Annotated in this window: 16 protein-coding genes and 1 tRNA gene; 3 read left to right on the forward strand and 14 right to left on the reverse strand. The window is 63.8% G+C overall.

The window, feature by feature from the left end; all coding sequences use genetic code 11:
* Positions 1-787 (forward strand): GGDEF domain-containing protein (locus tag N4G42_RS07305; protein ID WP_409557806.1); only part of this gene is annotated, 787 nt, incomplete at its 5' end.
* A 15-nt stretch (positions 788-802) separates the two neighbouring features.
* Here N4G42_RS07305 and N4G42_RS07310 read toward each other — a convergent pair.
* The 11 genes from N4G42_RS07310 to N4G42_RS07360 all read right to left on the reverse strand — a co-directional run bounded on the left by N4G42_RS07310 (position 803) and on the right by N4G42_RS07360 (position 18,073).
* Positions 803-2,035 (reverse strand): multidrug effflux MFS transporter, encoded by a 1,233-nt coding sequence (locus N4G42_RS07310; protein WP_260666708.1) that lies wholly within the window; start codon positions 2,033-2,035, stop codon positions 803-805.
* 172 nt (positions 2,036-2,207) lie between these two features.
* Complete coding sequence (bcsG, locus tag N4G42_RS07315) at positions 2,208-3,785, reverse strand: cellulose biosynthesis protein BcsG (RefSeq protein WP_260666709.1); 1,578 nt, start codon at positions 3,783-3,785, stop codon at positions 2,208-2,210.
* A complete protein-coding gene (bcsA, locus tag N4G42_RS07320) occupies positions 3,782-6,292 on the reverse strand; it encodes a UDP-forming cellulose synthase catalytic subunit (protein WP_260666710.1) in 2,511 nt (836 codons plus the stop codon). Before bcsA ends, bcsG begins: the two co-directional genes overlap by 4 nt.
* Complete coding sequence (bcsQ, locus tag N4G42_RS07325; RefSeq protein ID WP_260666711.1) at positions 6,289-7,080, reverse strand: cellulose biosynthesis protein BcsQ; 792 nt, start codon at positions 7,078-7,080, stop codon at positions 6,289-6,291. Before bcsQ ends, bcsA begins: the two co-directional genes overlap by 4 nt.
* A 13-nt stretch (positions 7,081-7,093) precedes the next feature.
* Positions 7,094-7,276 (reverse strand): hypothetical protein, encoded by a 183-nt coding sequence (locus N4G42_RS07330; RefSeq protein WP_133246241.1) that lies wholly within the window; start codon positions 7,274-7,276, stop codon positions 7,094-7,096.
* Positions 7,273-9,093, reverse strand: coding sequence for a cellulose biosynthesis protein BcsE (locus tag N4G42_RS07335; protein WP_260666712.1), 1,821 nt, complete (start codon positions 9,091-9,093; stop codon positions 7,273-7,275). The genes N4G42_RS07330 and N4G42_RS07335 overlap by 4 nt, the downstream gene beginning before the upstream one ends.
* 1 nt (position 9,094) lies before the next feature.
* Positions 9,095-13,021 (reverse strand): cellulose synthase subunit BcsC-related outer membrane protein, encoded by a 3,927-nt coding sequence (locus N4G42_RS07340; RefSeq protein WP_260666714.1) that lies wholly within the window; start codon positions 13,019-13,021, stop codon positions 9,095-9,097.
* A complete protein-coding gene (gene bcsZ / locus N4G42_RS07345; protein ID WP_260666716.1) occupies positions 13,009-14,163 on the reverse strand; it encodes a cellulose synthase complex periplasmic endoglucanase BcsZ in 1,155 nt (384 codons plus the stop codon). Before bcsZ ends, N4G42_RS07340 begins: the two co-directional genes overlap by 13 nt.
* Entirely contained in the window at positions 14,156-16,531 is a 2,376-nt protein-coding gene (bcsB, locus tag N4G42_RS07350; protein WP_260666717.1) for a cellulose biosynthesis cyclic di-GMP-binding regulatory protein BcsB, read from the reverse strand. Before bcsB ends, bcsZ begins: the two co-directional genes overlap by 8 nt.
* Before the next feature lie 498 nt (positions 16,532-17,029).
* A tRNA-Lys gene (locus N4G42_RS07355) sits at positions 17,030-17,105 on the reverse strand.
* 83 nt (positions 17,106-17,188) lie between these two features.
* On the reverse strand, positions 17,189-18,073 hold the full coding sequence (locus N4G42_RS07360; protein WP_260666866.1) for an NAD(P)-dependent oxidoreductase: 885 nt from the start codon (positions 18,071-18,073) through the stop codon (positions 17,189-17,191).
* 210 nt (positions 18,074-18,283) lie between these two features.
* On the opposite strand from N4G42_RS07360, the gene N4G42_RS07365 reads away from it, so the two are divergent.
* On the forward strand, positions 18,284-19,165 hold the full coding sequence (locus N4G42_RS07365; RefSeq protein WP_260666718.1) for an alpha/beta hydrolase: 882 nt from the start codon (positions 18,284-18,286) through the stop codon (positions 19,163-19,165).
* A 42-nt stretch (positions 19,166-19,207) separates the two neighbouring features.
* On the opposite strand, the gene N4G42_RS07370 is transcribed toward N4G42_RS07365, so the two are convergent.
* Together N4G42_RS07370 and N4G42_RS07375 are read right to left on the reverse strand one after the other, a co-directional pair.
* A complete protein-coding gene (locus tag N4G42_RS07370) occupies positions 19,208-20,185 on the reverse strand; it encodes a GMP reductase (RefSeq protein WP_056061124.1) in 978 nt (325 codons plus the stop codon).
* Positions 20,186-20,389: 204 nt separating this feature from the next.
* A complete protein-coding gene (locus N4G42_RS07375; protein WP_260666719.1) occupies positions 20,390-21,115 on the reverse strand; it encodes a hypothetical protein in 726 nt (241 codons plus the stop codon).
* 43 nt (positions 21,116-21,158) lie between these two features.
* Between N4G42_RS07375 and N4G42_RS07380 the strand changes: the two genes are divergently transcribed.
* Positions 21,159-23,624 carry a UvrD-helicase domain-containing protein gene (locus N4G42_RS07380; RefSeq protein WP_260666720.1) on the forward strand — a complete coding sequence of 822 codons (2,466 nt, stop codon included), beginning with the start codon at positions 21,159-21,161 and terminating at the stop codon, positions 23,622-23,624.
* Between the two features lie 178 nt (positions 23,625-23,802).
* Here the strand turns inward: N4G42_RS07380 and N4G42_RS07385 are convergent, their stop codons facing one another.
* The gene (locus N4G42_RS07385) at positions 23,803-25,755 is read right to left on the reverse strand and encodes a PhoX family protein (protein WP_260666721.1); all 1,953 of its coding nucleotides are present in this window, start codon (positions 25,753-25,755) and stop codon (positions 23,803-23,805) included.
* Positions 25,756-25,806 lie beyond the last annotated feature (51 nt).

The following is a 25,806-nucleotide window of genomic DNA, read 5'->3' on the forward strand; positions in this document are numbered from 1 at the left end:
CAGCACAGCGCAAAAAGGCCGCGTGAATCGTGGGTTAAGAACTACACGAAACAGGGGCAAGGTCAGGGTGTTTCGCGGGGAGATGCACGAGTCCTTTGCGGAGCAGTTGCTGGACCTGTGGGAGGGCAAGACCTTCCAGCAGCGCGAAGTGGTCAATTACGCACTGTCTGGCGATGCGGTGCATATCCACATGCAATTCTCGGTGCTGGCCGATCACATGAGCGACTGGGGGCTGGTGCTCCTGTCGCTGGTGGACATCACGGCGCGCAAGAAGGCTGAAGCCTATCTGGAGTATCTGGGCAAGCACGATGTACTCACGCAGTTGCGCAACCGGGCGTTTTACGCCGAGGAACTCAACCGTCTGACCCGCAAGGGCCCCTGGCCTTTGTCCATCATCGCCATCGACCTCAATGGGCTCAAGGTGGTGAACGACGAGCAGGGCCATGCGGCGGGAGACTCCATGCTGCGCCGCGTTGGCGAGGTCTTGGCCAAGGCTGTGGATGCACCGGCCTGTGCAGCACGCATTGGCGGCGACGAGTTCACGGTGTTGTTGCCGGGCACGGATGAGCGCGGAGCCATGGCTTTGCAGGAACGCATTTTGTCGATGCTCGAACTCAATAACCAGTTCTACCCTGGCCAGCATCTGAGCCTGGCGATGGGGATTGCCTGTTGCCAGTCTGGAGATGCGGTAGAAGCGGCGATTCACCGCGCAGACAAGGCGATGTATGCGGAGAAGAACCGCTACTACCAGCAAAAGAGCGTGGACCGGCGGCAGCCCAGTCCTTGATCAGTCGGGTATTGATCAGAGGTGGACCGGCGTACGCCCGATCTCGGGCCAGCGATGGTGCAGACAGATCCAGGACAGCATGCCAATGCACAACATCAGGAGTGATGACAGCGCCAGCAAAACGGTAGAGTGCATCACCAGCGGAGCGATGACGCCTGCCACCAGGCCATTGGCCGAAGAGCCGACAAACGCCTGCATGGATGAGGCCATGCCTCGGCGCTCCGGGTAGAGGTCCAGCACCAGCAGCGTCACCACCGGCACCATCAGTGCCCAGCCAAAAGAGAAGACCGCAATGGGCGCCAGAGCCCACCAGGCGTGGGGTGTGAACAGCAGATTGGCGACCAGGTTCAAGACAGCCACCGAAAACATGATGACAAATCCGTGGCGGATCTGGCGCTTGGGCGGGATACGCCCTGCCAGCCGTCCACTGAGCCACGCACCGCCCATGATCCCCGAGATGGTCAGGACAAAAAACCAGAAAAACTGCGTAGGCGCCAGCGACAGGTGATCGCCAAGAAATGCTGGAGCCGAGAGAACGTACAGGAACATGCCATTGAAGGGCACGCCACTGGCCAGCGCCAGCAGCACAAAGCGCGCACTGGTGCCCAACTGCAAGTAGCCGCGCATTAGATGGCGCACATGAAAGGGCTGGCGCTGCTCCACATGCAAGGTCTCTGGCAGCAGCCTGAAGTTGGCGGTCCACAAGGCCACTCCCACGAAGGTCAGGAACCAGAAAATGCTGTGCCACCCGGTGTGGACAAAGAGCCAGCCTCCGATGATGGGAGCAATCGCTGGAGCCACTCCAAAGTAGATGGTCACCTGGCTCATAACCTTCTGCGCTTGTGCTGGAGGGAACATGTCGCGGATCACCGCACGGGAGACCACGATCCCTGCTCCCGTGGACAGGCCTTGCAGTGCCCGGAAAAAGACCAGTTGCCCGATCGTTTGCGACAGCGCACACCCTGCGGAAGCGAGCGTGAACACGGCGATGCCCCACAAGATCACGGGCCTGCGCCCAAAGCTGTCTGCCAGCGCGCCGTGGAACAGGCTCATGAACGCAAAGCCGAACAGGTAGGCGGACAGCGTCTGCTGCATTTCCACCGGTGTGGCTCCCAGCGCCGCGGCGATGCCTGAGAACGCGGGGATGTAGGTGTCGATGGAGAAAGGCCCGAGCATGCCCAGCACAGCCAGCAGGATCGCGAGCGCCCAGCGGGGTGCTTTCCAGAGCAGATGGGCTTGTGGGTTCATGAGTGGTGGCAGATGGGGGTTGCGGGCACGCTAAGGACATCGCACCGCCGTGGCATCGCGCGATGGCGCGGCAGTGCGGATGGATTATGCGGGACGCATGCGGCAGGGTGCGGAGAAGGGGGCTGTCGCGCAACCCCTCGTCACGCCCCGTTCGGGCTTCAAGCCAACGTAGTCAATAGTTGTAGGGAACCCATTCACCGTTCCCCGAGCGCATCACGTACTTGCCTTCCATGTTGCGCATCACGATCACATCGGCGTTCTCTGACACAAAGGGGGTAGTGACCGGGGCTGCGAGCCGCTCCGCCAACGGGCGCGCGGAGTCGACGTAAGGGTTGTCGCGAATCAGATCGCCTAGCAAGGTGTACAAGCCCAGGTAGCTCATCGGCTGGTTCACAACCACGGGCGCTGCTGGGGCGGATGCCTCAGATGGCTTCATGCCCACCAGCTTCACCGCAGCGGGGACCAGGGTGATGCGGGGGCCAGGAATCTCCCGCATGCCCGACATCTGGATTTTGTCTCCGCGCAGCGATGCGCCGTGCTCAGGGACCAGCATCACGACCACAGGGCGGCCTGCTGCCTCTAGTTCGGAGATGAACTTGTCGAAGTCGGCGAGCAGCTGTACCAGGCGGGGCTTGAATGTCTCCAGGCTGTTGCGCGAAGCCATGCCTGGCACGCGATTTCCGTCGTGCAGGGAGATGGTGTTGTAGTACAGCGCCACGGGCCCGGTGCTGCGGTCAGTGCTGCGCTTCTTCCACCATTGCGCCAACAAGGCGTGGTCGTTATAGATGGGCGAGCCGTCAAAATTCTGCATGTGCACGGGCGCGCCCTGATTGGACTGCAGCTTGCCAGCAAGGCCTCCGCGCTGTTCCAGCGCATGGGCAAACTCTTCGTACACCCCGTCGTGGTTGAGCAGTGCAGCGGTCTGGTAGCCCACCTTTTCCAGGTTGGGAAACACGTAGCACTGCGGATCAATACCCTCGTACAGCTTGTTGTGTGGTGTTTGGCCACAGGTGCCGTGCAATACCCGCAGAGAGGCTGGCCCGCTGTAGCTGGCAGCGCTGTTGAAGTTGGTGAACAACACATCAAAACGCTTGAGGAATGGGTTGTCCCGCTGTCCTACAAAGTCCATGTCATCCCACGACAAGGAGCACACATGCAGCAGGATGATGTCGAATGCCGGGGGCGTATTGGGCGCGGTGAACTGGACGCGCCTTTGGCTTTCGCTCGCGTAAAAGCGTTGCAGCAGAGCGTCTGGCGACGTGTCCTGATTGTCGTTGGGCGCGGCGGCCGAGTTCAATCCGCTTGCTGCGGCCATGGTGGCCTGGGGCGTAGCCGCCTGCTCCTGCAGGGCCGCTACCACCGGTACGCTCAACAACGCCAGCAATGCAAAAGTCCCCGCACGGACCCGCCGGGCCAGTGCTGCATAAAGCACGATGCCGACCAGTCCCACCAGCAGCATTTCAGGGTTGAACACCCGCTGGGCAAGTTCCAGCCAGTAGTCCGCGCTGAAGCCACTCAGCGCTTTGAGCTGCGACAGCACGCGTCCTGGGCTGGGAAGGTAAGAGTCGGCATACAGCAGTGCGATGGCAGCCGGTACGGCGACTGCAGCGCGTACACGCCGCCACCCTTTCTGCGCAATGGGGGGCAGCATGGACGCCCACAACAGCAGGTTCAGCCACCAGTTCAAGCCGATATAGCCACCAAAGTACAGGCCCACCTTGGCAAGGAAAATCAAATGCCAGAAGCTCATGCCGGCAGCCTTTCTTGCCCGCGCTGCTTGCGAAGGGGCCATCGGCTGCGTGCCGACTCCACCAAAGAAGTCCAGAACTTGCGGTAGCCCAGCACGCCCAGCTGCGCGATTTCCTGCAGGCCATGCAAAGGTCGGTCGGTATCGTGGCTGTCGTTCCATTGCCTCCAGGTGTCGGGGCGGGCAAAGGTGCACTGCACCAGGTCGATTTGTTGTTCGCGCGTCATGGGATCAAACTGAAAACCGGTGGCACTCTGGCCTCTGTGCAACATCACCGTGGCTGGAAAGGTGCATTCCGTATCGTTGCGCCATAGTCCCACCTGCACCTTGTCTCCCACGGCCAGTGGAGTGCCTTCAGGTAATTGCAGACCTACACCAGTCATAGAAAAGTCGAGGCAAAGGGCCTGAAGCACGGTTCCGTCGTCCAGGTACAAGGTCGCGGGCAATTGCGTGGCCACGCGGTGCATTCGCCGCACCTGGCGTGCTTCGGATGCCACACCCAACGCAGCACCCAGCATGAGGATGCTGTAGACCGTCCATAGCAGATTGAGGAGTACGGTGGCGGTTTCCTCGGTATTCCAGAAGAACAGGCGCAGCAGCCCCATGCCGAAGGCTGCGAAGTTGAGCAGGACCAGCACGGTGTAGGGGCGGGAGATCACCCAGTCGAAGTACGGCTCATCCACCAGCCCGCCCTTGGCTGTCACGTTGAACTTGCCAAGGCGCGGATTGATCAGCGCCACCGTGGTGGGCAGGGCCACGTACCAGGCCAACACCGTTTCGTAGACCTCAGCCCAGAACGTGTGCCGGTGCTCGCCTTGCACGTGCGCATTGGCGATGTTGGACTGCAGGATGTATGGCAGCACATACAGCGCGATCATGATGGCACCCGCGTTGATGATGTGCCATTCAAAAAACAGGAAGGCCATGGGCGCGGTGAGGAACACCAGCCGCGGCAGCCCGAAGAAGAAGTGCACCATGGCGTTGGCATAGCAGATGCGCTGCCACATCGTGAGGCCCTTGCCCAGGAAGGGGTTGTCCACGCGGAAGATCTGCGCCATGCCGCGCGCCCAGCGGATACGCTGGCCCACATGGGCCGACAGGCTTTCCGTGGCTAGGCCAGCGGCCTGCGTCTCGTTGATGTAAGCCGTGGTGTAGCCGCGCCGGTGCAGCTTGAGGGCGGTGTGCGCATCCTCGGTCACGGTTTCCACTGCGATGCCGCCCACTTCTAGCAAAGGGCCGCGCCGTATCACCGCGCAGGAACCGCAGAAGAACGTGGCGTTCCAGAAATCATTGCCATCCTGGATCAGACCGTAGAACAGGGCACCTTCGTTGGGCACACGGCGGAAGGTGCCTAGGTTGCGCTCAAACGGGTCGGGTGAGAAGAAGTGGTGAGGCGTTTGCAGCATGGCGCACTTCGGGTCGCGCTGGAACCAGCCCACGGCCGTGGTCAGGAAGGAGCGTGTGGGAATGTGGTCGCAGTCGAAGATGGCGACCAGCTCACCATCGGTCTTGCCCAGCGCATGGTTCAGGTTGCCAGCCTTGGCGTGGTTGTTGTCGGGCCGCACGATATAGCCCACGCCCATGGATTCGGCAAAGGCACGGAATTCCTCGCGCCGCCCATCGTCCAGGATGAAGACCTTGACCTTGTCTTTGGGCCAGTCCAGTGCCATCGACGCCAGCACCGTGGTGCGCACCACACTCAGCGGCTCGTTATAGGTGGGGATGTACACATCCACCGTGGGCCAGGACGCGGGCGCGCCTTGCAGCTCCGCCGGACTGCGGTGCAGGGGCCAGGCAGTCTGTATGAAGCCCAGCACCACCACCAACCAGGTGTAGGCCTCTGCCGCCAGCAGGCCGTAGCCCAGGAAGGACTCGATGACCGAGTCGAATTCAATCGATGAAGTCAGGCGCCACCAGGCGTAACGCCCCATCGCCAGCAGGCTGATCGCTGCAAGCGCCAGCGAGGGATAGCGGCCTGGCAGGCGCCGGAGCACCAGGGACAGTCCCCAGCAGAGCAGCATGAACAACAGTTGCCCGAACCAGTTGAATGGGGTGGTCATGACGACCAGACCGGTGACCGCCCCCACCGCGAGGATCACCCAGCGCAGGCCAGGAATCTCCAGGGCCGGTGTGAGCCACTGGTCTGCCAGTCGCATGCCCTTGCCCACGTTGACGTGGGTGGCCAGGCGGTCCATGGCACGCAGGAAAAGCCGGATGGGCCAGAAAACCAGTGTCAGCGCCAGTGCCAGGACTCGCCAGAGCCAGCGCATGGCCCAGCCGAGGCCTGCCCAAAGCCCGCGCACTGGGCGTAGCAACCAGGGGCGCAATGCGCGCTGTGGCGAGGGTGGCAGAACGAAACAGCGCCACAACCACATCCACCAGGGAGCCTCATGCCCGACCTCAAGCTGGCGCCCGAGCCACATCAGTGCCTTGCGAGTGGGCACCAGTGCGTCCGCTTGTTCGGTGGCCGGGGTAGGTGTGGTGGTGCCCGAGGGCGCCTGGTCTGTCATGGTGCAACCACTCCAGCTGCGGGCGCAGGCAGCGGCGCCAACGGAGACACTGCCGACAGCCAATGGAAGATGCCCTGGAGATCGTGCGCGGACTGTGCATGCGGTGCCATGCCGTTCACGCATTGCGATGCGGCCAGTGCACGTGAAAGGTTCTCGTCTTCATGCACGGTATAGGGCAGCAATTGGCTTCCCCACTGCTGGCGCAATGTGCTGAGCGCCTCCCGTTGCGATACGCGGCGCGGGTCAAAACGCGTGACTGCGATGCCCTGCACGTTGGGCGTTGCTGGCGACGCCTGCAGCATGGCGCGTACGGCGTCCGTGCTGGCACATCCGCGCGCAGACGCTTCCATGACCACCAACACCGCATCTGCGCAGCGCAGCGCCGCCTGGGCCAGCGGCGAAGGCCATTGCGGTGTGTCCAGCAGTATCGTGCAATCCTCTGGCACGTCGAGCAGTTCCAACTGGTCTTGCAGCCACTCTGGGTTGGCAGCGAGCAACTGGTGGAGCGTCGTGATGGTTTCTGGTGCCGCTGGGCCAAAGGGCAGAACGCAGACGCCGTCCGTGTTGTCGAAGCTGACGTCTGCCCACCAAGAGCCTGTGGCAGCAAGTGCTGCCCATCCCTGACTGGCGGGGCGGGGCATGCCCAGGTGCATGCCCAGCAGATTCTGGGCGCAGAGTTCTACGGCCAAGGTGTGCTGGCCTTGACGGGCACCAATGGACGCCAGGTGGGCGACCATGGTGGTGCGCCCGGACCCGCCGAGCGGCGAAACGACAGCAATCACGCGCATGCAAACTCTTTGTTCATGGGGCTTTGGTCATCCCACCTTTTGGGGTAATGGGCGATTCGCTTTGCGGAAGGTTTGGCCGATAGGGCTGCACGCAGCGTAACGGCTGGCGCGCCTTCAGCACGCGGCGCAGCAGCCAACCACACGGCCAAGCCAGCAAGACACCCAGCAGCACGTAAACAAGCATCCATGCCGTCATGCAGACGTCCTTCCAAGGGGGCGTGGCGCGGCGCGCTGTCCGATAGGGCGTGGTCGCATTTGCGGTCTTGTCACAACGAGCGGCGAGGCCGCGGACTGTTGGTTCTCTATGTTGGTGTGCTTTGGCAGTGCCAGCGCATCCTCTCTTAACTGCGCCAAGGGCGTGGCAGGAGGAGCCTCCAGGGCGGCAGGTGTGGGGGCGCTGACTGCTGCCAAGATGGCACTGTAGTCAGGTACGCCCTTGCGCAGGGATTCTTGCAACTGTTCAGTCATCGCGCGTATGCCCGGCGCTGAGCAGTCCGTAGCTTGCGAAGTGAAAAGTTGGGTCAGCGGCAGCGCGAATACCCGTTGCAGTGCCAGCTCTACATCGGGCTCCCGGCAGGCGAACAGGAACACGTAGATCGCTTCGTGGTCGGCCGTGAACAAGTCGCCATCGCGCGAGGTGTGGCAGGCGCGCAAAGCATCGAGGTGCGGCATCCGGTCCAGCATGTTGAGCCGTACCAGACTGTGCGACAGGCCAATGTCATGGGTGCGGTCGAGCATGCCGCGTACCAACGTACAGAATCGTCCCGGGGCCTGGTAGCCCCGCTCGCGGGGGGGCATGAAGCTGTCGAGCGCCTGAGCGTAGTCGGGGTGGACTTTGCGGGTGTGGCTCTGAGCGTTGATGTCCTGCAGCAGTTGCAGCAGTCGCGAGAAACCCACCTCTTTGTAGACCACCGCGCTGGCGCCCAGTTGCAGCAGTGCCTGCTCGCTGTGGGTGCGCAACTTGCCGAGGTTCTCGCGCACCACGATCTTGAGCGTTGGGGGGCGCGAGAGACGCAGGTGGTGTACCAAGCGTGCGCGGGATTCAAAATCGCCCGCAGAGCCCGCGTCGATCAGCACCGTGGAGGCCACGCAGGTCGCAGCAGCCACTTCGATGTCCTCCAGCCCATCGACGATGCGCCAGTGGCCAGGGATACCGCGTTGCCCCTCCACCGATGCCCGGGTTGCCAGCACGCCCCATTGGTCGGCTGCAGTGACCAGTTCGGGGGTGGCGCCTTGGGTGCGCGTGCCGTCGGCAGTCAGTCGGTGTGTGCTGGCGTCTTGCACCAGGCCAAAGCCGGTCTGAAACAGCGCCCCGGTGTCCGAACCCCAGCGGTCCAGGCTCAGGCGCCAGCGGTCAGCGTCGGCATGCAAGGTGGCGATGTGCATGGACATCTGGCACAGGTTGCGCAGCGTTGGCAAAAGGGCGGTGGCATCCAGCGGCGGGGTGAACCCCAGTACCACCGGGCGCTGCCGCTGACGGCACAGGGCGCTGAGCTGGTCGCTGACATGTGCGAGTTGGGCAACGTTCAGTCCGGACAGCAGGTTCTGTGCGTCCCACAGATACAGCGCGTGCTGTGGCAGCAGGCCGGTCTGCTCAAGCTCCTGCACGAGTGGACTGAGTCCATGGCGCTGTACTTGCGCCTGCAACCCAGACGATAGCACCCAGAGCTTCAGCCGACCAGCGCGGTAAGCCGCTCGCAGCTCGGGGTACTCCAGCAACTCGTCCAGCCACTGCGTGCTGGACGCTACGAGCCCCAAGGGGCCAGCGGCCAAAGCGTCTTCGATCAGCGCGGGGAACCATGCTGCAGCACTTCTGCTGCCGGCGGCAACCAGAGACACGGGCACATGGGATGGCAACTGGCCAATGCCGTCTGGCAGGCCTGCGATACCGATGCTTGTCGGTCGCTGGATGGCGCTGGCTGTACCCAAAGAGGGCCAAAGGTGCTGGGCGAGCGCGTGCAGCACACTGGTTGCAGGTAGGCTCTTGCGTGGGGATGAAGGGGCGGGGGACATGTCAGAAGCTGGAATAGGTCTGCACCGGCCGTGGGCGGTTGTCCAGTGGAGCGTTCCCGGGCTCAAAGCGGTAGCGGCCATACACCATGAAATTGGTGGGCGCGTAGTAGGCCGAGCGATCCAGCTCCAGCTGTGCACCCAGTGCGAGATGGGGTGTGACCTGGTATTCCAGTGCCCCCCGGAACGAACGCCCGAAACCCGAGCCCGAACTGCCCGCGTACACCGGAACGCCACCGTCGGCCGCCAGCCGGGCACGCGCCAGTGCCTGCAGGAGTGCGCTCTGCGGAAAATAGTCGCTGTCGCCACTGCTACTGCGCGATACAGAGACGGACCCGCGTGCCAGCCAGGTCAGTGCGCCGCGGCGTCCACTCCATTCCAGTGGCAGGGCGACGGATACGTAGTTGCGTGGGCTGTAATAGCCGCCGTGGCCGAAGCTGAATTCGGACAGGTCTTTGCCATAGTGCCAAGCTGAGACGGCAACACCGAGGTTGACCACGCTATCGCTGTGGCGCCATACATCGCGGTCCAGTGCCCACCGCAGCTGGGCGCGGGTGTTGGTTGCCACATTTTTGCCGGTGAGGGCGGCCAGGCTCAGGCTCAGCGAGGTGCTGTAGGGCCCAATGTCGGTAGATAGACGGCCTGCAGCGCCCGTTGCTACCACGCCGCCCCATACCTGGCCTGTGATGGGATCGCGTGCCCCTGTGTACGACAGCAGGCTGCCAGTGATGGGGCGCCGATACGCTTCGAGTTTGTAGCTGTAGCGGCCCAGATCGCCGGTTTTGGACAGGCCCCCTACGACATTGGTCACCGGAAATCCAACCCCAGTGGTTCCGATGTCCCACTGGACATCGTCTCCCACATAGCCGAAACCCAGGTTGGTGCCCTGGCCCCGTTGGCGTCGCTCGGTGGCAAAGGAGGACCCGGGTGGTAGTGCTGCCACCTGCCCGTAAGTGAGCAGGTCTGGACCATCGGTGGGAAGGTCGCCTGCATCCAGCTGCACCCGATCCACGTGCAAGAAATAGTGCCCGTCGTAGCCACGCGGCATCCACGCCACCACAGGACGTTCCCAGCCACGCAGGCTGGAGATTCCGTCCGTGGAGCGCTTGCTCAGCGCCTGGTGTCCCGCTTCGATTCGCGGCTGGCGCCGTGCCTCGATAGCGTCGATTTCGGCTTGAATCTTGGCGACGACGGCAGGGTCGGCGGGGAGGGACAGTGTGTAACTCTGCTGGAGAGCCAATGGTCGGTCTGAATCGGTCAGCGCCTGGGCTTGGCTGTCTGGGGCCGTTGCAGTCGGGGGGGTGTCCTTTCCGCGCGTCTCGAGCATGAGCGCACTGCGGAAGAACACCATGGCTTGCGCGTAGTTGCGGTTGGCCCGCTCCAGGCGCGCTGCATGCAGCAGCACGTCACTGTCTTGCGGAAAGCGGTCCAGCAAGCGGGTCGCCAAAGCCCGCGCTTCGTCCATGCGGCCAATGCGTTGCCAGATGCGCAGCAGTGCCAGCTGCTGCCCCACGTCGCTCGGAGTGACATGGTCTCTCAGCCAGTCGGCCTCATCGGCTGCGGCCCGCCGGTCGCCAGTGTCCTGCAGTCGTGACAGTGCGTCAGCCAGCGCCATGCGAACGGACAGATCGCTAGGTTGTGCGGATGCGAGGGGTTTGAGCAATTGGGCGGCATCGGCATATTCTGCCGCAGCCATGAGCAACCTGGCCTGGGCCTGGGTGCGTTGGCGCGGTGTGGAGAGTGTGTCTGGCAGAGGTGCCGCCTGGCGTGCCAGCCGCGAGGCTTCGTTGGGGCGTCCAGCCTGCCGCTGCTTCTCGATGAGCCGCTCCTGGTGCGCGGTATACAGCGCTACCAGCCGGTTTTCTTGCTCGGCGCTCCAGCCCTTGGTTTGCAGCAGGCGAGGCAATTGCTCGGCGAGGCCGGCCTCATCCTCCGCCCGGTTGAGCAGCAGCGCGTAGTCCAGTTGCGTGTCTGGCGCCAGTGTGGGAACGCGCGCTGCCAGGCGATGGAAGACTGCCACGCCCCGTGCGGGCTGTGCACGGCGAAACCAGGCACTGGCTACGCTGTAGAGCAGGTCTGCTGCATTGCCCGCTTCTTGTTCCGCTTGTTGTAGCAGCGCATCGACCTCTGCTGCAGGCAGGGGCTTCAGGGTTTGGGCGACGAGCGACTTGACCTGAGAGCGCCGCACCAGCGCGCGCATGGCGTCTGTCTGATCGGCGGAGGGTATCCGCTGCATGTCTGCGAGGGCAGCGCTGTCATCGTCCAAGGCCGAACGTATCAGGGCGCGGGCATACAACATCTCGGCGCCGACGGTGCCGGACGGAATACGCGCCACACCCTCATCCATGGCGTGCAGTGCTTCTTGGGGGCGGCCCAGGCGCAAGTAAACGCGTGCGAGGCGGTGCCGTATCCACGCATCGTCGGGGGTGAGTACCACAGCCGACTCCAGTGCGCGCAGCGCGGGGCCGAGGCGCTGGGCCTGAAGGTCGTCCTCGGCCTGGGCCACCAGCACATCCGCCTGGGCACTGGCGAGTTTTTCGGCAAGTGTCGTGTCGCGTGCGGCAGCCTCTGCCAGTAAGGACAGCGCTTTGGTCACCCGCCCGGTGCGGGCATAGAGACTTGCCAAGCCTTTGATGGCGGAGGTGCTGTTGGGCTCCTGTTGGAGGGCTTGTTGGTAGAAATTCTCTGCCAGCGCATGGTCCCCTTGCAAGTCGCGAATGCTCGCCAGGGTGGTCAATGCGTCAGCACTTTGGGGCTGCATCTGCAGCGCGCGTTCGGCCAGGCTGGCAGCGGTGACCAGTTCGTTCTGTTCGACGGCTCTGTCGGCCTGTCGCAGCAGTCCCCAGAATCTGGCGGTGGCCTGCAGGTCCTTCCAGCGGCTCTGGCGTGTGAGCGCATAGGCCTGGCTGAAGAGGTCCTGCGCTTGCGCATGCTGGCCCTGGCGCAGGCGTATCAACCCCAGGTTTCCCAGGCTTTCTCCGTCCTGGGGGCGCAAAGCCAGCGTCGCCTGGATCTGCTCTTCCGCCAACTCCATATCGCCTTGGTCAAGGGCAGTGCGCGCTGCCTGGCGGGCGATGTTGGCGGGGTCACGGGCCGCGCGCTCTGCGCGCTCGACCGCCTGTTGCATAGCGGCCAGTCGTTCCACCATGGCGCTGTCGGCCGGGTAGCGCTGAAGAAATGCGCGCACGCGGGGCAGGTTGGCCGGGGTATTGGCCAGCCGGTCCAGGGCGCGACGCCAAAGGTCTTGCAGCTGTTGGGCGTTGGTATCGGGCTGCTTTGCCAGGGCCTCGATCTCCTGCACCACGGCCGTCGGGTTGCCCCCCTGGTACATGCGCAGCTCCAGTTGTGCCAGCCGGTAACGGGACTCCCCGGTCTGCTGGTACAGCTTGGCCAGCTGGCGCTGGGATTCGGTGCTCTGCTTGGCGGTGGAGCCCATGATCTGGTGGTATTCCAGCGCCAGTCCGCCGAGCGTGGGCGGGCCTTGCGGAAACAGCTCGCGCGCCAGATCGGCGGCCTCGGCCTTGCGGCCTGCGCGTGCCATCAAGCGCATCTGGGCCAGTTTTTCGCGGTCGGGGCCATACACGCGCACCAGGGTTTCCAGTTCCTGGGTCAGCACATGGCCGGGGTGGCGTGCACGCAAGGTGGCCAGCACGCGCTGGGCCTCGTCGCTTTTCTTTTCGCGCAGCGCCAAGTCGGCCAGCGTTGCCAGCCCTTCGGGAGAGTTCGGGTCCATGGCCAGCAGCTTGTCCACCAGCTGGCGGGCCATATCCGGCCGGTTTTTGCTGGCCCACAGGCGGGCGCCACTGAGCAGCTCAGCTTCGATGGCGGGTGGGGTGCTGGCGTGCACGCCGTGCTGCCCGGGCAGGCAGGCGGCGGCGAGCAAGGTCAGGGAGGGGAGCCAGCGGTGTGCGCGGCGTTTCACAGTTTCCATCGCACAGTGAGTTGGCCGTTTGCAGTGAAGCGATATTGCCCCTCCATGGCGCCCAGCCCAAACAAGCCGAGCACCTGCTCGTAGTAGGCCGTGGGACGCAAGGGGCGGGCCTCCAGGCGCATGCGCTGCGATTGCAGGGTGCGGTCGTCGCCCACTGCCCGCAAAAATGGCAGGACTGCAGCCGAGAACCCGGAGGGGGCGGGGCCCGAGGCTTGGGCTGTCAGGATGTCGATGGACTCAGGCGGGTATCCCTGTTCGCGCACGAAGCGTGCCATAGGCTGCAGGGTATCCAGCAAGGCCTTGCGACCGGGAGCGTTGGCGTGCAACGTGCCCGCCCACAGATAGACGCGGATGGCGTTGTAGCTGCCCTGGCCTTTTTCCTTGCCCTGGTCATCCACCAGAAAGCCCTGCTTAGGGTCGTACACGGTCCAGTCGGGCGTGAGGCCCTTGGGTGAAGCGCCCTGGATGACCTTGAGCGAGCTGTCCACCAGTTGCTTCCATTCGGGCTGTGGGTCCACTGCTGCCAGCCAGTGCATGAGGTGCATGGGCATGTAGCTGGGGTTCAGGCGCCAGCGTCCGTCCTTCTGTGCAAAGCCCTGGGGCGCTGGCAGAAGGGTCAGTCCCAGGCCGGGCAGTTGCGCGGTTTCTTCACGCAGGATGCGGGCCGCCAGCAAGGCAGAGAGTGCGCGGTAGGTGCGCACATTCCACAGGCGGCCTGCCTCGCCCAGCGCGTAGGCCATCCAGAGGTCGGCGTCCGAGGCGGCGTTGCTGTCGATGACACCCCAAGTGCCATCGGGGCGTTTACCCCATAGCCAGGCCGGGAGGCGGGCGGTCATATCGCCGTCGCACAGGTTGTTTTCCGTCCAGCGCAGCAGCTTGTCGAAGGTGGTTCGGTCATTGGCCACCAAGGCAAAGAACAAGGCGTATGCCTGGCCTTCGGAGTAGGTCTGTCCTCCTCCCGCATCATCCGAGATGACGCGGCCGCCTTCGTTGATGAACTGCGCCTTGAACGCTTCCCAGGCGGGCCACCCGAGGCGTTCTGCCGTGGATTGGGGTTGCGCGCGAAGGCCTGGCAGCCAGGACAGCAGTGCAGCACCGCCGCCAGCCTGCAGGGCCGTGCGCCGACGAAGGGACTCAGTCATGCTGGGATGCCAGTCGGCGGCGCGCCATGGTGCGCAAAGCGCCATAAACGATAAAGGTCAGCAGAAGGCCGGTGGCGATGCCCGCCAAGGCCAGCAGCAAGGGGTGGCTGTGCAGGTGGAACCACAGGCGTTGCCACCATGGCAGGTCGCCCACGTAGTACACAGGCTTGATGCGGAAGCTTTCGATGGCGTCGCCGCGCATCAAGCCCAGATCTCCGCGCAGGCTCTTGATCTTGCCCGCATCGTTCAGGCTCTGGCTCAGCAGCCCCATGGCTTCCTTGTCGGTGGCGGTGAGCGCCACCACGCTGCGCCCACTGTGCAAGGGCGATTCAAAACCGGTGACGGCAGCCAGCGGCCCTGTGCCTTGCAGCACGGCTTGCCCGCCGGACGCGGAGAGGCGGTGTTCGGACTCCAGGTTGAACAGCTCAATGAATGATCCCAGGGCCCGCTCCAGGGGCTGGACGGACCGTGCGCCAGCGGCCAGCAGCGCCGGCAGATGGTTCTTCCATTGCTCCAGCAAACCATCGGCGTCGGCCTGCGACACGATCAGGATGTCCGTGTCGCCCGCCTTGTTGGCGTCTGCGGCGCGCAGCAACTGAAAGCGGGTACCTGGATAACCGGTCGATGCACTCATGCGGCCCACGGAGGTCAGGAAGACCTCGATGTCTGCGGTGCTGGGCTGGTTGGGCAGGATGATGGACGTCTGGGCCAGGTCGGGCACCCGGGTGAACGGAAAGCCGCTGTTGGCATAGGCCGCCAGATTGGGCATGGCCAGGTAGTGGCGAAAACCCGTGAGGTCGATGGTGGACTGCGGATCGATGGCCGCAAACAGTTCGGTCGGCGGCGCGGACTTGCAGCGGCCCAGGTCGTTGGGGGGGATCTGGAACGCGAACTGCAACTGGTTGTCGCCGCCAATCATGAAGGCAGGAATCTTCAGGTCCGAACGGTTCTGGGCGTTCCCGTCATCGAACAGGGGCAACATCACCGTGTTCTTGCCGCTGGTGCGCTCGTCTCGCGACTGCAGTGGATAGGACTGGATGAACTGGTTGTTGATAGAGATGTTCAGACTGCCATGGTCTGAAACGCTGCTGGGGGTGTAGCGATAGGCCAGGTCCAGCGGCACGCCTTTGGCGTTCCAGGTGAACAGGTCCGGGGCCATGCGGGTGTAGATGTTCACCGTGTCGTTGAGCACCGTGCCACGCAGTTGCAGGTCCGACGGGCTGCCCACCAGCTCGGCCAGTTTCACGGGCCTCTGGGTGGTGATCCAGCGAGGGGCGTCATAGGGCTTGGTCAGCGCGGGATAGTCCAGCGATTTGACAGCAATGGTTTGCCCGGACAAAACCGCTTTCCCCAGGGCCAGGGCGTCTGCCGCCATCTGCAGCTGAGCATCGTCTTTGCCCAGCACCAGCAGCAGTTTGGCGCCTGGCACTTCGGGGTGGTTGACCATCGAGATCGTGGGCTCGGTCACAGGTGCCATGTCCTGCAGGAACGCGGGACGGTGGCTGTTGGTGGCCAGCACCACGGCGTGCGAGCGGGGCAGCTGGTTTTCCAGCACCGGGAACTGGTTGCCTCGGTAGCCTGCCAGCATGCCAATCCAGCTGGCGATGGAGCCTGACGCCTTGAGCGTACCGGTGCTGGGTTGATTGCCGAACACAAACGGCAGCTTGACGGGGCGGTTGTCCCGGGGGTCGAAAAACGGCGCAGGCAGCAGCGCGAGGTCATTGCGCAGAGGGATCTGCCGCAACGAAAGCTCCAGCTGGCTGTCGTTGCTGATGGTGGCCCACAGGCTGGAGTGGGTGGGCGTCTCACATTCCATCGTGTAGTGGCCGATGAACTGGAAGCGGAACCGGTTGTAATCCGTGAAGTAGCGCGGGTCGATGTTGAGCTCGACCGTCTGCGGGGTGCCCAGGCGCTCCTTGTCCAGCACCACGGTCTGCAGGGTTTCGTCATTGAGCATCAGCTTGAGATGCGACAGTGACGGGATCAGCGCAGGTGACAGTGTGAAGGTCAGGCGCAGCTTGGCGGCTTCGACGATCTCGTCGCGCCGCACCCCCACACCCACACTGGCCTCACTCTCCACGCCTCGCAAAGAAACAGGGCGCCCCACGCCCAGTTCCTTGAGGCTGACTTTCCATTGCCGTGCGGGCAGTGTAGGAGTGTCCGATGGGCTGGCTCCGATCGCGCTGTCGTTGGCCTGCACTGCCCGGGCTGACTCGCGCTCCTGGCGGGTCAGAGCCTTCTCTTTGGCCACAGCGCTACGGGCCTTGCTGGTCTGGGCATTGGCTTGCGGGGCGGGGGCTGAGATCAGCCCGGCAGTGATCAGCGCGACAAAAAGAGGGAGCGCGCGGGTTGCAGATGTGGATTTCACAGTGTTCTTTTTTGCTGGCTCGTACCTGAAGGATGGGCGCATCGGACCCATGCCTGGGTGGTGTCACTTGTATGACAAAGTGTATCGATGGGGCCGGGTTGTGCCGCTCCGCAGGACATTTGTTTGCAATTGCTTTGCCAGCAGTGTTGTTGCCCGACTGCAGCAGGTACGTGAAGAGTAAGTGCCTGGATTCATGGTTCGAAAAAACGGTGCGCGTCTGTAGCTCTGGCTGGTCACCATGGCATGGCGGATGGCATGCTCCCTGGCGGGCTGACGGCGGACAGAACACGCGGTGGTTCTTGCAAAGACACATCCGTTGCCACCCGTGGAAGGTGGACACCGGGGCCGTGGGCCCCAGGCGGCCAGACGATGGTGCTGCCGGCGGACGACTCTCCGGGCCATGGGGCCGGGTTGCCGCGAGCGGAGAAACAATCGGTCTGGAAACAAAAAAGCCTGCTACTTATGGGTAGCAGGCTTTTTGTGCCTTGCGGCTTGATTTGGTGGGTCCTGAGTGACTCGAACACTCGACCTACGGATTAAGAGTCCGCTGCTCTACCAACTGAGCTAAGAACCCAAATCTTTAAAATTTGTCTGCATCGCTGCAGAGCCTCGAATTATGCACTAGTTTTTGGACACTCTGCAAGTCGTGCTCAAAAATTATTGCATTGCGTTGCGGCTGGCCAGCTCGACGAAGAGGCCGCTGTGGTCCAGCTCGCCCAGGCCGTGGTCCACACCTTCGGCATACAAGGCCTCAAACAGGGCAGTGATGGGGGCGTCGAAACCTGTTTCCCGGGCGGTGGCCAACGCATTGCGCATGTCCTTCAGTTGGACCGCCATCCGGCCCCTGGGGGCAAAGTCGCGTTCTACCATCCGCTGCCCATGCAGTTGCAGGATGCGGCTGTCGGCAAAACCGCCGCTAATGGCCTCGCGGACCTTGGCCATGTCGGCACCACCCTTGGCGGCAAACAGCAGCGCTTCGGCCACGGCGCCAATCGTGATGCCCACGATCATCTGGTTGGCCAGTTTGGCCAGCTGCCCGGCACCGTGTGGCCCCACATGCGTGGCGTGCCCCAGGCAGGCAAACACGGGCTGGGCGCGGGCATAGTCCTCGGGCCTTCCGCCGGCCATGATGGCCAGAGTGCCGGCTTCGGCGCCAACGGTGCCCCCAGATACCGGTGCATCCAGGTGGGTCAGGCCCAGCTCGCCCAGGCGGGCTGCGTGGTCGCGCGCCTCGCTGGGCTGAATGGAGGCCATGTCAATGAAAAGAGCACCTGGGCGCATGGCCTGTGCTGTGCCGTGCTCAAACAGGACCTGGCCCACGACCGGGCCGTTTTCGAGCAGGCTGATGACAATGTCCGCGTCCTTGACGGCATCGGCAGGGTTGCCGTGCACGGTGACACCCCATTGCGCCAGCGGTTCTGCTTTGGCGCGGGTGCGGTTCCACGCGTGCACCCTGTGGCCTGCTTCGCTGAGCCGCCTGGCCATGGGCAACCCCATCATGCCAATGCCAAGAACGGCGATGCGAAGCGGTGTGGTGGTCATGGCGTTGTTCTGCTGCAAAGAGGAATTCAAGGGCGTCTCTGTTGTCATCATGTGCCTTTTTGGCGCTCCAGTCTGTCACGGAGCTTGCAGCGTATGGCGATTGGCCAGATGATTCTGCAGCGCCAGCGCCGTTCCTGCGTCTGCCGAGCCTGTTGGCCGGTCTGCGGTATGGCACCGAAGGCAGCCCACATAACTCGGAGACCCTTGCCCATGACCTTGCCCCTGTACGACCCTGCCTGGCTGGAGCGCATGTACAACAATCGCGCCCTGGTCCCTGACCACATGGACTACTTCCAGCGTTGGGCTCAAGACTCTGCCCAGGTGCGGGCCACTGTCCCCTGTGCGCTGGATATGGCCTACGGCACAGGTGCCGGGGAAACCCTGGACGTGTTTCCGTCCGCCCGTGCCGGGGGTGGGCTGGTGCCGGTGCTGGTGTTCATCCACGGCGGTTACTGGCGGTCACTCGACAAATCGGATCACTCGTTCATCGCACCGCCTTTCACCCAGGCCGGGTTTTGTGTGGTGGTGGTGAACTACGCGCTGTGCCCGGGCACCCCCGATGCGCCGGTGACCATTCCCCACATCGCGCGGCAGATGGAAAAGGCGCTGGGCTGGGTGTGGCACCAGATCGCCGCCCATGGTGGCGACCCCCGGCGGATCACGGTAGCAGGGCATTCTGCCGGCGGGCAACTGGCGGCGCTGCTGCTGACCAGCGTGTGGCCGCTCATCGGAAAGGGTTTGCCAGATGGCCTGGTGCGCAATGCGCTGTCGATCTCGGGGGTGCACGACCTGGAGCCCATCATGCACACGCCCATGTACCAGTCGGTGTTGCACCTGACCGAACAGCAGGTGCTGCAATGCAGCCCCGCGCGCTTGCTGGAGCCGCCCACCGGCACGCTGTATTGCGCCGTCGGGGCGGATGAAAGCCCCGAGTTCCTGCGCCAGAACCAGCTCATGCAGGATGCCTGGGGCAGCCATTTTGTACCCCGCAGCGTGGCCTTGCCGGGGTTGAACCACTTCAGCATCGTCGATGCCCTGGCCAAGCCCGGGCATGACCTGCACCACATGGCGCAGAACCTGCTGCGGGCCTGAGAACAGGTTCTCCTAACCGGGCGGCGGCTCGCGCCCGGGGGGTTACATCAGCAGGTGCTCGCCTGCGTTGTCGCCGCCCAGGATCACATAGTTCACCTTGCGCACGTCCATCAGCTTGGTGCCGCCCGCGTAGCTGATGGAGCTTTGCACGTCCTGCTCCATCTCGATGAGCGTTTCGGCCAGTTTGCCCTTGATGGGCTCCAGGATGCGCTTGCCTTCGACATGCTTGTATTCGCCCTTGTTGAAGTCACTGGCCGAGCCGTAGTACTCCTTGAACAGCGCGCCGTCCACTTCCACCGTCTTGCCGGGTGATTCCTCGTGGCCCGCAAACAGCGAGCCGATCATCACCATGCTGGCGCCAAAGCGGATGCTCTTGGCAATGTCACCGTGGCTGCGGATGCCGCCGTCGGCAATGATGGGCTTGGTGGCCACGCGGGCACACCACTTGAGGGCCGACAGCTGCCAGCCGCCCGTGCCAAAACCGGTCTTGAGCTTGGTGATGCACACCTTGCCCGGGCCCACGCCCACCTTGGTGGCGTCGGCGCCCCAGTTTTCCAGGTCGATGATGGCTTCGGGCGTGGCCACGTTGCCAGCAATCACAAACGACTGCGGCAGGTGCTTTTTCAGGTAGCCGATCATGTTCTTCACGCTGTCGGCATGGCCATGGGCAATGTCGATAGTGATGTACTCGGGCGTGATGCCCTGTGCCACCAGCTGGTCCACGGTGGCGTAGTCGGGTTGCTTCACACCGAGCGAGATCGATGCATAGCAGCCCTTGGCATGCATGTCTTTGACGAACTGGATGTTGTCCAGGTCAAAGCGGTGCATGACGTAGAAGTAACCGTTCTGCGCCATCCAGGTGCAGATGGTTTCGTCCACCACGGTCTTCATGTTGGCGGGCACCACCGGCAGGCGAAAGCGGCGACCGCCCAGCTCCACACTGGCGTCGCATTCCGAGCGGCTTTCCACGCGGCACTTGCGGGGCAGCAGCAGGATGTTGTCGTAGTCGAAGATTTCCATGAGATTCCAAGCTCCATAAAGGGACGCCGCCAAACGATTTCGACGGCGGTGGGCGCTTGGCTGTCAGACCGGCTTTGCGGGAGTGGACGTGACAGTCACTCCGAACCCTGCTGAGCGCAGGCACAAAAAACCGGGCTTCAAGAAACTTGGGCCCGGTGATTGATTCTACCCGCCTGCCAAAGGGCCGTCATAACGGCACCGGTATTACCTGCATACGGATTGGGCAGCCGCCACGACGCTGCCCGAGGCATCCTGCACCCAGCCAACCAGATGCAGCCTGTCGGCCTGTGCGCCATCGGGGATGCGCATGGAGCGGGTTTCCATCCATGCCCACGGCTTGCCCTTGCTGCGTGCGGGCCGCTGGGCCAGGGGCCAGGTGCCCTCGAACTGATTGCGTACGATGTAACGGGGCACAACGGTGCCGTCAGTACCTGCGGGTATGGCCTCTATCAGCAACAGGTAAAAGGCGAGGGGCGTGGCAGCCGCAGTGCGCTGTGGCGCCGCAGGGGAGGGGGTGAAGGCGATGCCGGTGCCCACATAGTCATTGAACGCCACCCCATGGGCCACACGCAACCGGCCACGCGCTGCTAAATCGACCGGGGTGACGTACACATCGGTGGAGATGGGGGGCTTGCGCCCCAGGGCTTGCAGGCGGGGCAGCGCGTCGGTCGAGGCCGCAGCCGACAGGGGGGCGTCGTCGCCCGCCTTGCCCGGCACGATCCAGTCCAGGACCACGGCACCTGCCTTGGCTGACGGTGCCGGGGCGGCCGCATCGCCCCAGCAGGACTCGCAGTCGGCGCTGATGAAGCGCTCGAACACGGCCACAGGCCTGGGTGTGCCGTCGCTGCTGCAACTGGCCTGGGCCATCGCCTGGGGGGCGTGCGCCAGGGCCAGCCACAGGCTGGCCAGGGTGAGGGCAATGTTTTTCATGGTGCGAGGCGGCGTGGGGCAGGGTGCTTTCTACAATGGCTGGATGTTCTCACAAGACCCGTTTTCGGGTGTGCCAGATGCCCTGGTGCCCCCACACTCCGGTGCGCCCTCGGCCGCATCCCCCCTTCTGGCCCACCTGAACGATGAACAACTGGCTGCGGTGACCTTGCCCGCAGGCCATGCGCTCATCCTGGCGGGGGCGGGGTCGGGCAAGACCCGGGTGCTGACCACCCGGATTGCCTGGCTGCTGCAAAACGGCTACGCCACGCCCGGCGGCATTCTGGCCGTCACATTCACCAACAAGGCTGCCAAGGAGATGGTGGCCCGCCTGTCGGCCATGCTGCCGGTCAACGTGCGTGGCATGTGGATTGGCACCTTCCATGGCCTGTGCAACCGGCTGCTGCGCGCGCACCACAAGGCAGCGGGGCTGCCGCAGTCGTTCCAGATCCTGGATACGCAAGACCAGCTCTCGGCCATCAAGCGCCTGTGCAAGCAGCACAACGTGGACGAGGAGCGCTTTCCTCCCAAGCAGCTGTCGTACTTCATCGCCAGCTGCAAGGAAGAAGGCATGCGTCCCGGCGACGTGCCCACGCACGACAGCGACGCCCGCAAGAAGGTCGAGGTCTACCAGCTATACGAAGAGCAATGCCAGCGCGAAGGCGTGGTGGACTTCGGCGAGCTGATGCTGCGGTCTTACGAGCTGCTGCGTGACAACGACCCGATCCGCGAGCACTACCAGCGCCGGTTCCAGCACATCCTGGTGGACGAGTTTCAGGACACCAACAAGCTGCAATACGCCTGGCTCAAGCAACTGGCGGGCAATGAGGTGGGCGGGCGTTACGAGGCGCGCGGCAGCGTGATCGCTGTGGGCGACGATGACCAGAGCATTTACGCCTTCCGTGGCGCGCGCGTGGGCAACATGACCGACTTTGTGCGCGAATTCGATGTGCAGCGCCAGATCAAGCTGGAGCAGAACTACCGCAGCTACAGCAACATTCTCGACTCGGCCAACCACCTCATCAGCCACAACAGCCGCCGACTGGGCAAGAACCTCCGCACTACGCAGGGCGCGGGCGAGCCCGTGCGCGTGTACGAGGCCAGCTCTGACCTGGCCGAGGCGCAGTGGATGGTGGACGAGATCAAGCAGTTGGTGCGCAACGACGGCTTTGAGCGCAAGGAAATCGCCGTGCTCTACCGCAGCAATGCGCAAAGCCGGGTGATCGAATCGGCGCTGTTCAATGCATCTGTGCCCTACCGCGTGTACGGCGGCCTGCGGTTTTTTGAGCGTGCCGAAATCAAGCACGCGCTGGCCTATCTGCGCCTGTTGGAGAACCCGCACGACGACACCAGCTTCACGCGCGTCGTCAACTTTCCTCCGCGCGGCATTGGCGCGCGCAGCATCGAGGTGCTGCAGGACGCGGCCCGCGCCGCAGGCTGCTCGTTGCACGACGCGGTGAGCGCTGTGCCCGGCAAGGCGGGGGCCAACCTGGGCGCGTTTGTGGCCATGGTGGATGTGCTGCGCGAGCAGACCCAGGGCCTGAACCTGCGCGGCATCATCGAGCAGATGCTTGAATCCACGGGGCTGGTGGAGCACTTTCGCACCGAGAAGGAAGGCGCCGACCGCATCGAGAACTTGGAGGAACTGGTCAACGCCGCCGAGAGCTTTGTCACGCAAGAGGGCTTTGGCCGTGACGCGGTGGCGCTGCCGCTGGACGAGCACGGCACGCCGCTCACCCAAAGCGCCGTGAGCCAAGGGCTGGACCCCAACGCTCCGGTGCTGGACGAACCTCTGAAACCCGCCGTGCCCGGCATCGTGGACGCCGACACCGGCGAAACCCTCTCGCCCCTGGCCGCCTTCCTGACCCACGCCGCGCTCGAAGCCGGTGATAACCAGGCCCAGGCTGGGCAGGACGCTGTGCAGCTCATGACGGTGCACGCCAGCAAGGGGCTGGAGTTTGACTGCGTGTTCATCGGCGGCATGGAGGAGGGCCTGTTTCCCCACGAGAACTCCGCCAGCGACCGCGACGGCCTGGAGGAAGAGCGTCGCCTGATGTACGTGGCCATCACCCGGGCCCGAAAGCGCCTGTACCTGAGCCACTCGCAAACGCGCATGCTGCATGGCCAGACGCGTTACAACATCAAGAGCCGGTTTTTTGACGAACTGCCCGAAGCGGCCCTCAAGTGGATCACGCCCAAGCAGCAGGGCTTTGGCTCGTTTACGCCCAATTTTGCTACTAATTCAGGAGCTGGTAGCGCATATGGATCTAGCGCTAGAGGCCAATTTGGCTTCAAATCTGAGACGTTTGCCAGTCCCCCGGTGCCTGTGCAGAAGGCGGCGCCCTCGCACGGCCTGCGCGCGGGCATCGCCGTGTTCCACACCAAGTTTGGCGAGGGCAAGGTGCTGGCCATTGAAGGCACCGGCGACGACGCACGTGCACAGGTCAACTTTCCGCGCCACGGCACCAAGTGGTTGGCGCTGTCGGTGGCCAAGCTGACGGTGGTCGAATAGCGCGTTTTGAGCCAAATCGCCTGCTAGCGCTAGTACCTTATGCCCTGGTAGCTATTGTTTGTATAGCAAACCGGGGCCGCCAATGACAACGGGGCCCTGAGGCCCCGTTGGTTTTTGAAGCGGGCCGCACCGGGTGCAGCCCTGTTGGCCCTTCGCTCAGGCTGGTTTCAGGCTGAGTTCAGGCCTGGTTCAGGCTGGGCTGCTTGGCCGCTGCCGTCAGGTAGCCCACGGCCGCGCCGTTCTTGTTCTTGTAGTTGGCCTTGATCATCGGGTCCAGCGTGTCCTTGACCACGCTGTGGATGGCGCCCCAGTCACCGGCGTGCTGGAAGTTGCTCATGATGTACGTCCAGCCGTTGATCTCGTCCACGGCGTGCAGGCCGGTGGACTCGCCGCCCGAGGGGATCGACATCACGCGCGACAACTGCTTGGTGTCCACGTTGTAGGCCCACAGGAAGTTGTTGACGTGCTGGCTGCTGTCTTCGCCGATGAACAGGGTGCGCATCTTTTCGGAGAACTTGAGGTTGTCCGGGTTGGCGATGTTGTTGGGGTTGGCGGTGTTGCCCAGGGCGTCGGCGGTGATGTCTTCACCGGCCAGCAGCACCTTGGTGTCCACGGGCATCCATTCGCTGTTGATGGTGCCGCCAGCGGTGTCCTTCTGGCCACCCTTGAGGTTCAGCGCCATCACGGCGCCTGCCACCAGTTGCTTGGGCACCGAGATGCCGTTGCCCGGCACGTTGGCGGCATTGCCTGCCACCATGGACGACTGGATGTTCTGCAGCGCAGAGTAGGCAATCTTGTCCTTGGCGTTGACCGTGGTGCCTTCCATCTTGGTGAAGCCCAGGCTGGCGCCGAGGTAGGCGGCGTAGCGGTGGGTTTCCAGGAAGGCGGCGGCCTTTTCCATGCCGGGGTTCAGCTTGATCCACTCGGTCTTGCCGTTGGCCACGATCTTGGTGTAGCTGGCATCGGCCGGGTCGGTGGTCTTCACGGTCATGATGTCCGTGGGCTTGAGCGTGTTGGCCAGGTTCTCGATCTCGGCGCTGGTGGCCGACCCCATCTTGATCCAGGTGAGGGGCGCCGCCGTGCCCACCTTGGGGTCGATGGAGAAGCCGCTGCCCACCTTGGCCACGTACAGCGTGCCGGACGACAGGTCTTTTTCCTTGTCGGCCACGAACACGAAGTAGCCGCTGTTGGTGGCGTCGTCGCCCATCAGCGCCGTGCGGTTGTCAGGCATCACCTGCACCAGCTCGTGCGAGATGCGGCCCATGCAGAAGTGCTTCTTGATGCTGGCGGTGCCGTCAGGGTTCACCGTCACCTCGGGCATGTGGCCGTAGTGGTAGGGGTTGGCCTTGGTTTCGTCGCCATACAGGTTCTTGCTGTAGGCCTTGAACATGGCGTTGCTGGCGATGCTGAACGCATCGGGTTCGTATTCTTCGCTCGACAAGTGGGTGCCCCAGGGCGACAGGCTGGCGCCGCAGGTGATCCACAGGCCGTGCACCTTGGAGGTGTCCACGTTGTGGTACTTCACCAGGCTCAGCTTGCCGGTGGTCTGGTCCTGGTCCAGCGTCAGCACGGCAATGGGCGAGGGCAGCTTGCCGTACATGTCGGTCTTGCCGTCTTGTGCCCAGGTGGTGTATTCAAACTGCACCACGGCAAACACGGCCTTGCCCTTGAGGCCGGTCACGGTGGGGTTGGCCACGGTCAGCAGCGAGGTGCCGTCGGGCGAGTCCGAGAAGTACTGGCGTTCCTTGCCAGCCACCGTGGCGTCGATGATGGGCTTGTTGTTGATGTCGTAGTAGCCACCCGACAGGATGGTGCCGCCCTTGCCGTCGGACACCATGTCGCCCGTCACGAAGAACGGCTGGTAAGCCAGCTGGTACGAGCGTACCGAGTCGTCGCTGAGCTTGATGTTGAGCGTGGAGCCCACGGTGGTGGTGGCCATGGCAGCGGCGTTGGCCAGGGTGGGGGCTGCCATCGACGTGAAGCTGGCCGACACAAAGCTGGGCGCGGCGGAGTCGCTGCCACCGCAGGCGGTCAGCAGGGCGGCCGAGGCGCTGGCGCTGAGCGGCAGCATGGGAACGCCGGCCAGCAGTTGCAGGGCCTTGCGGCGGGTGGGCATCGTCGGTTGGGTCATTTTCGGGGTGTTTCCAAGTGGGTATGCGAACGGGCATGCCACGCCCTGATC

The sequence above is a fragment of the Acidovorax sp. K2F genome, from assembly GCF_025246485.1.
In the GTDB taxonomy this organism is placed as follows: Bacteria; Pseudomonadota; Gammaproteobacteria; order Burkholderiales; family Burkholderiaceae_C; genus Acidovorax; species Acidovorax delafieldii.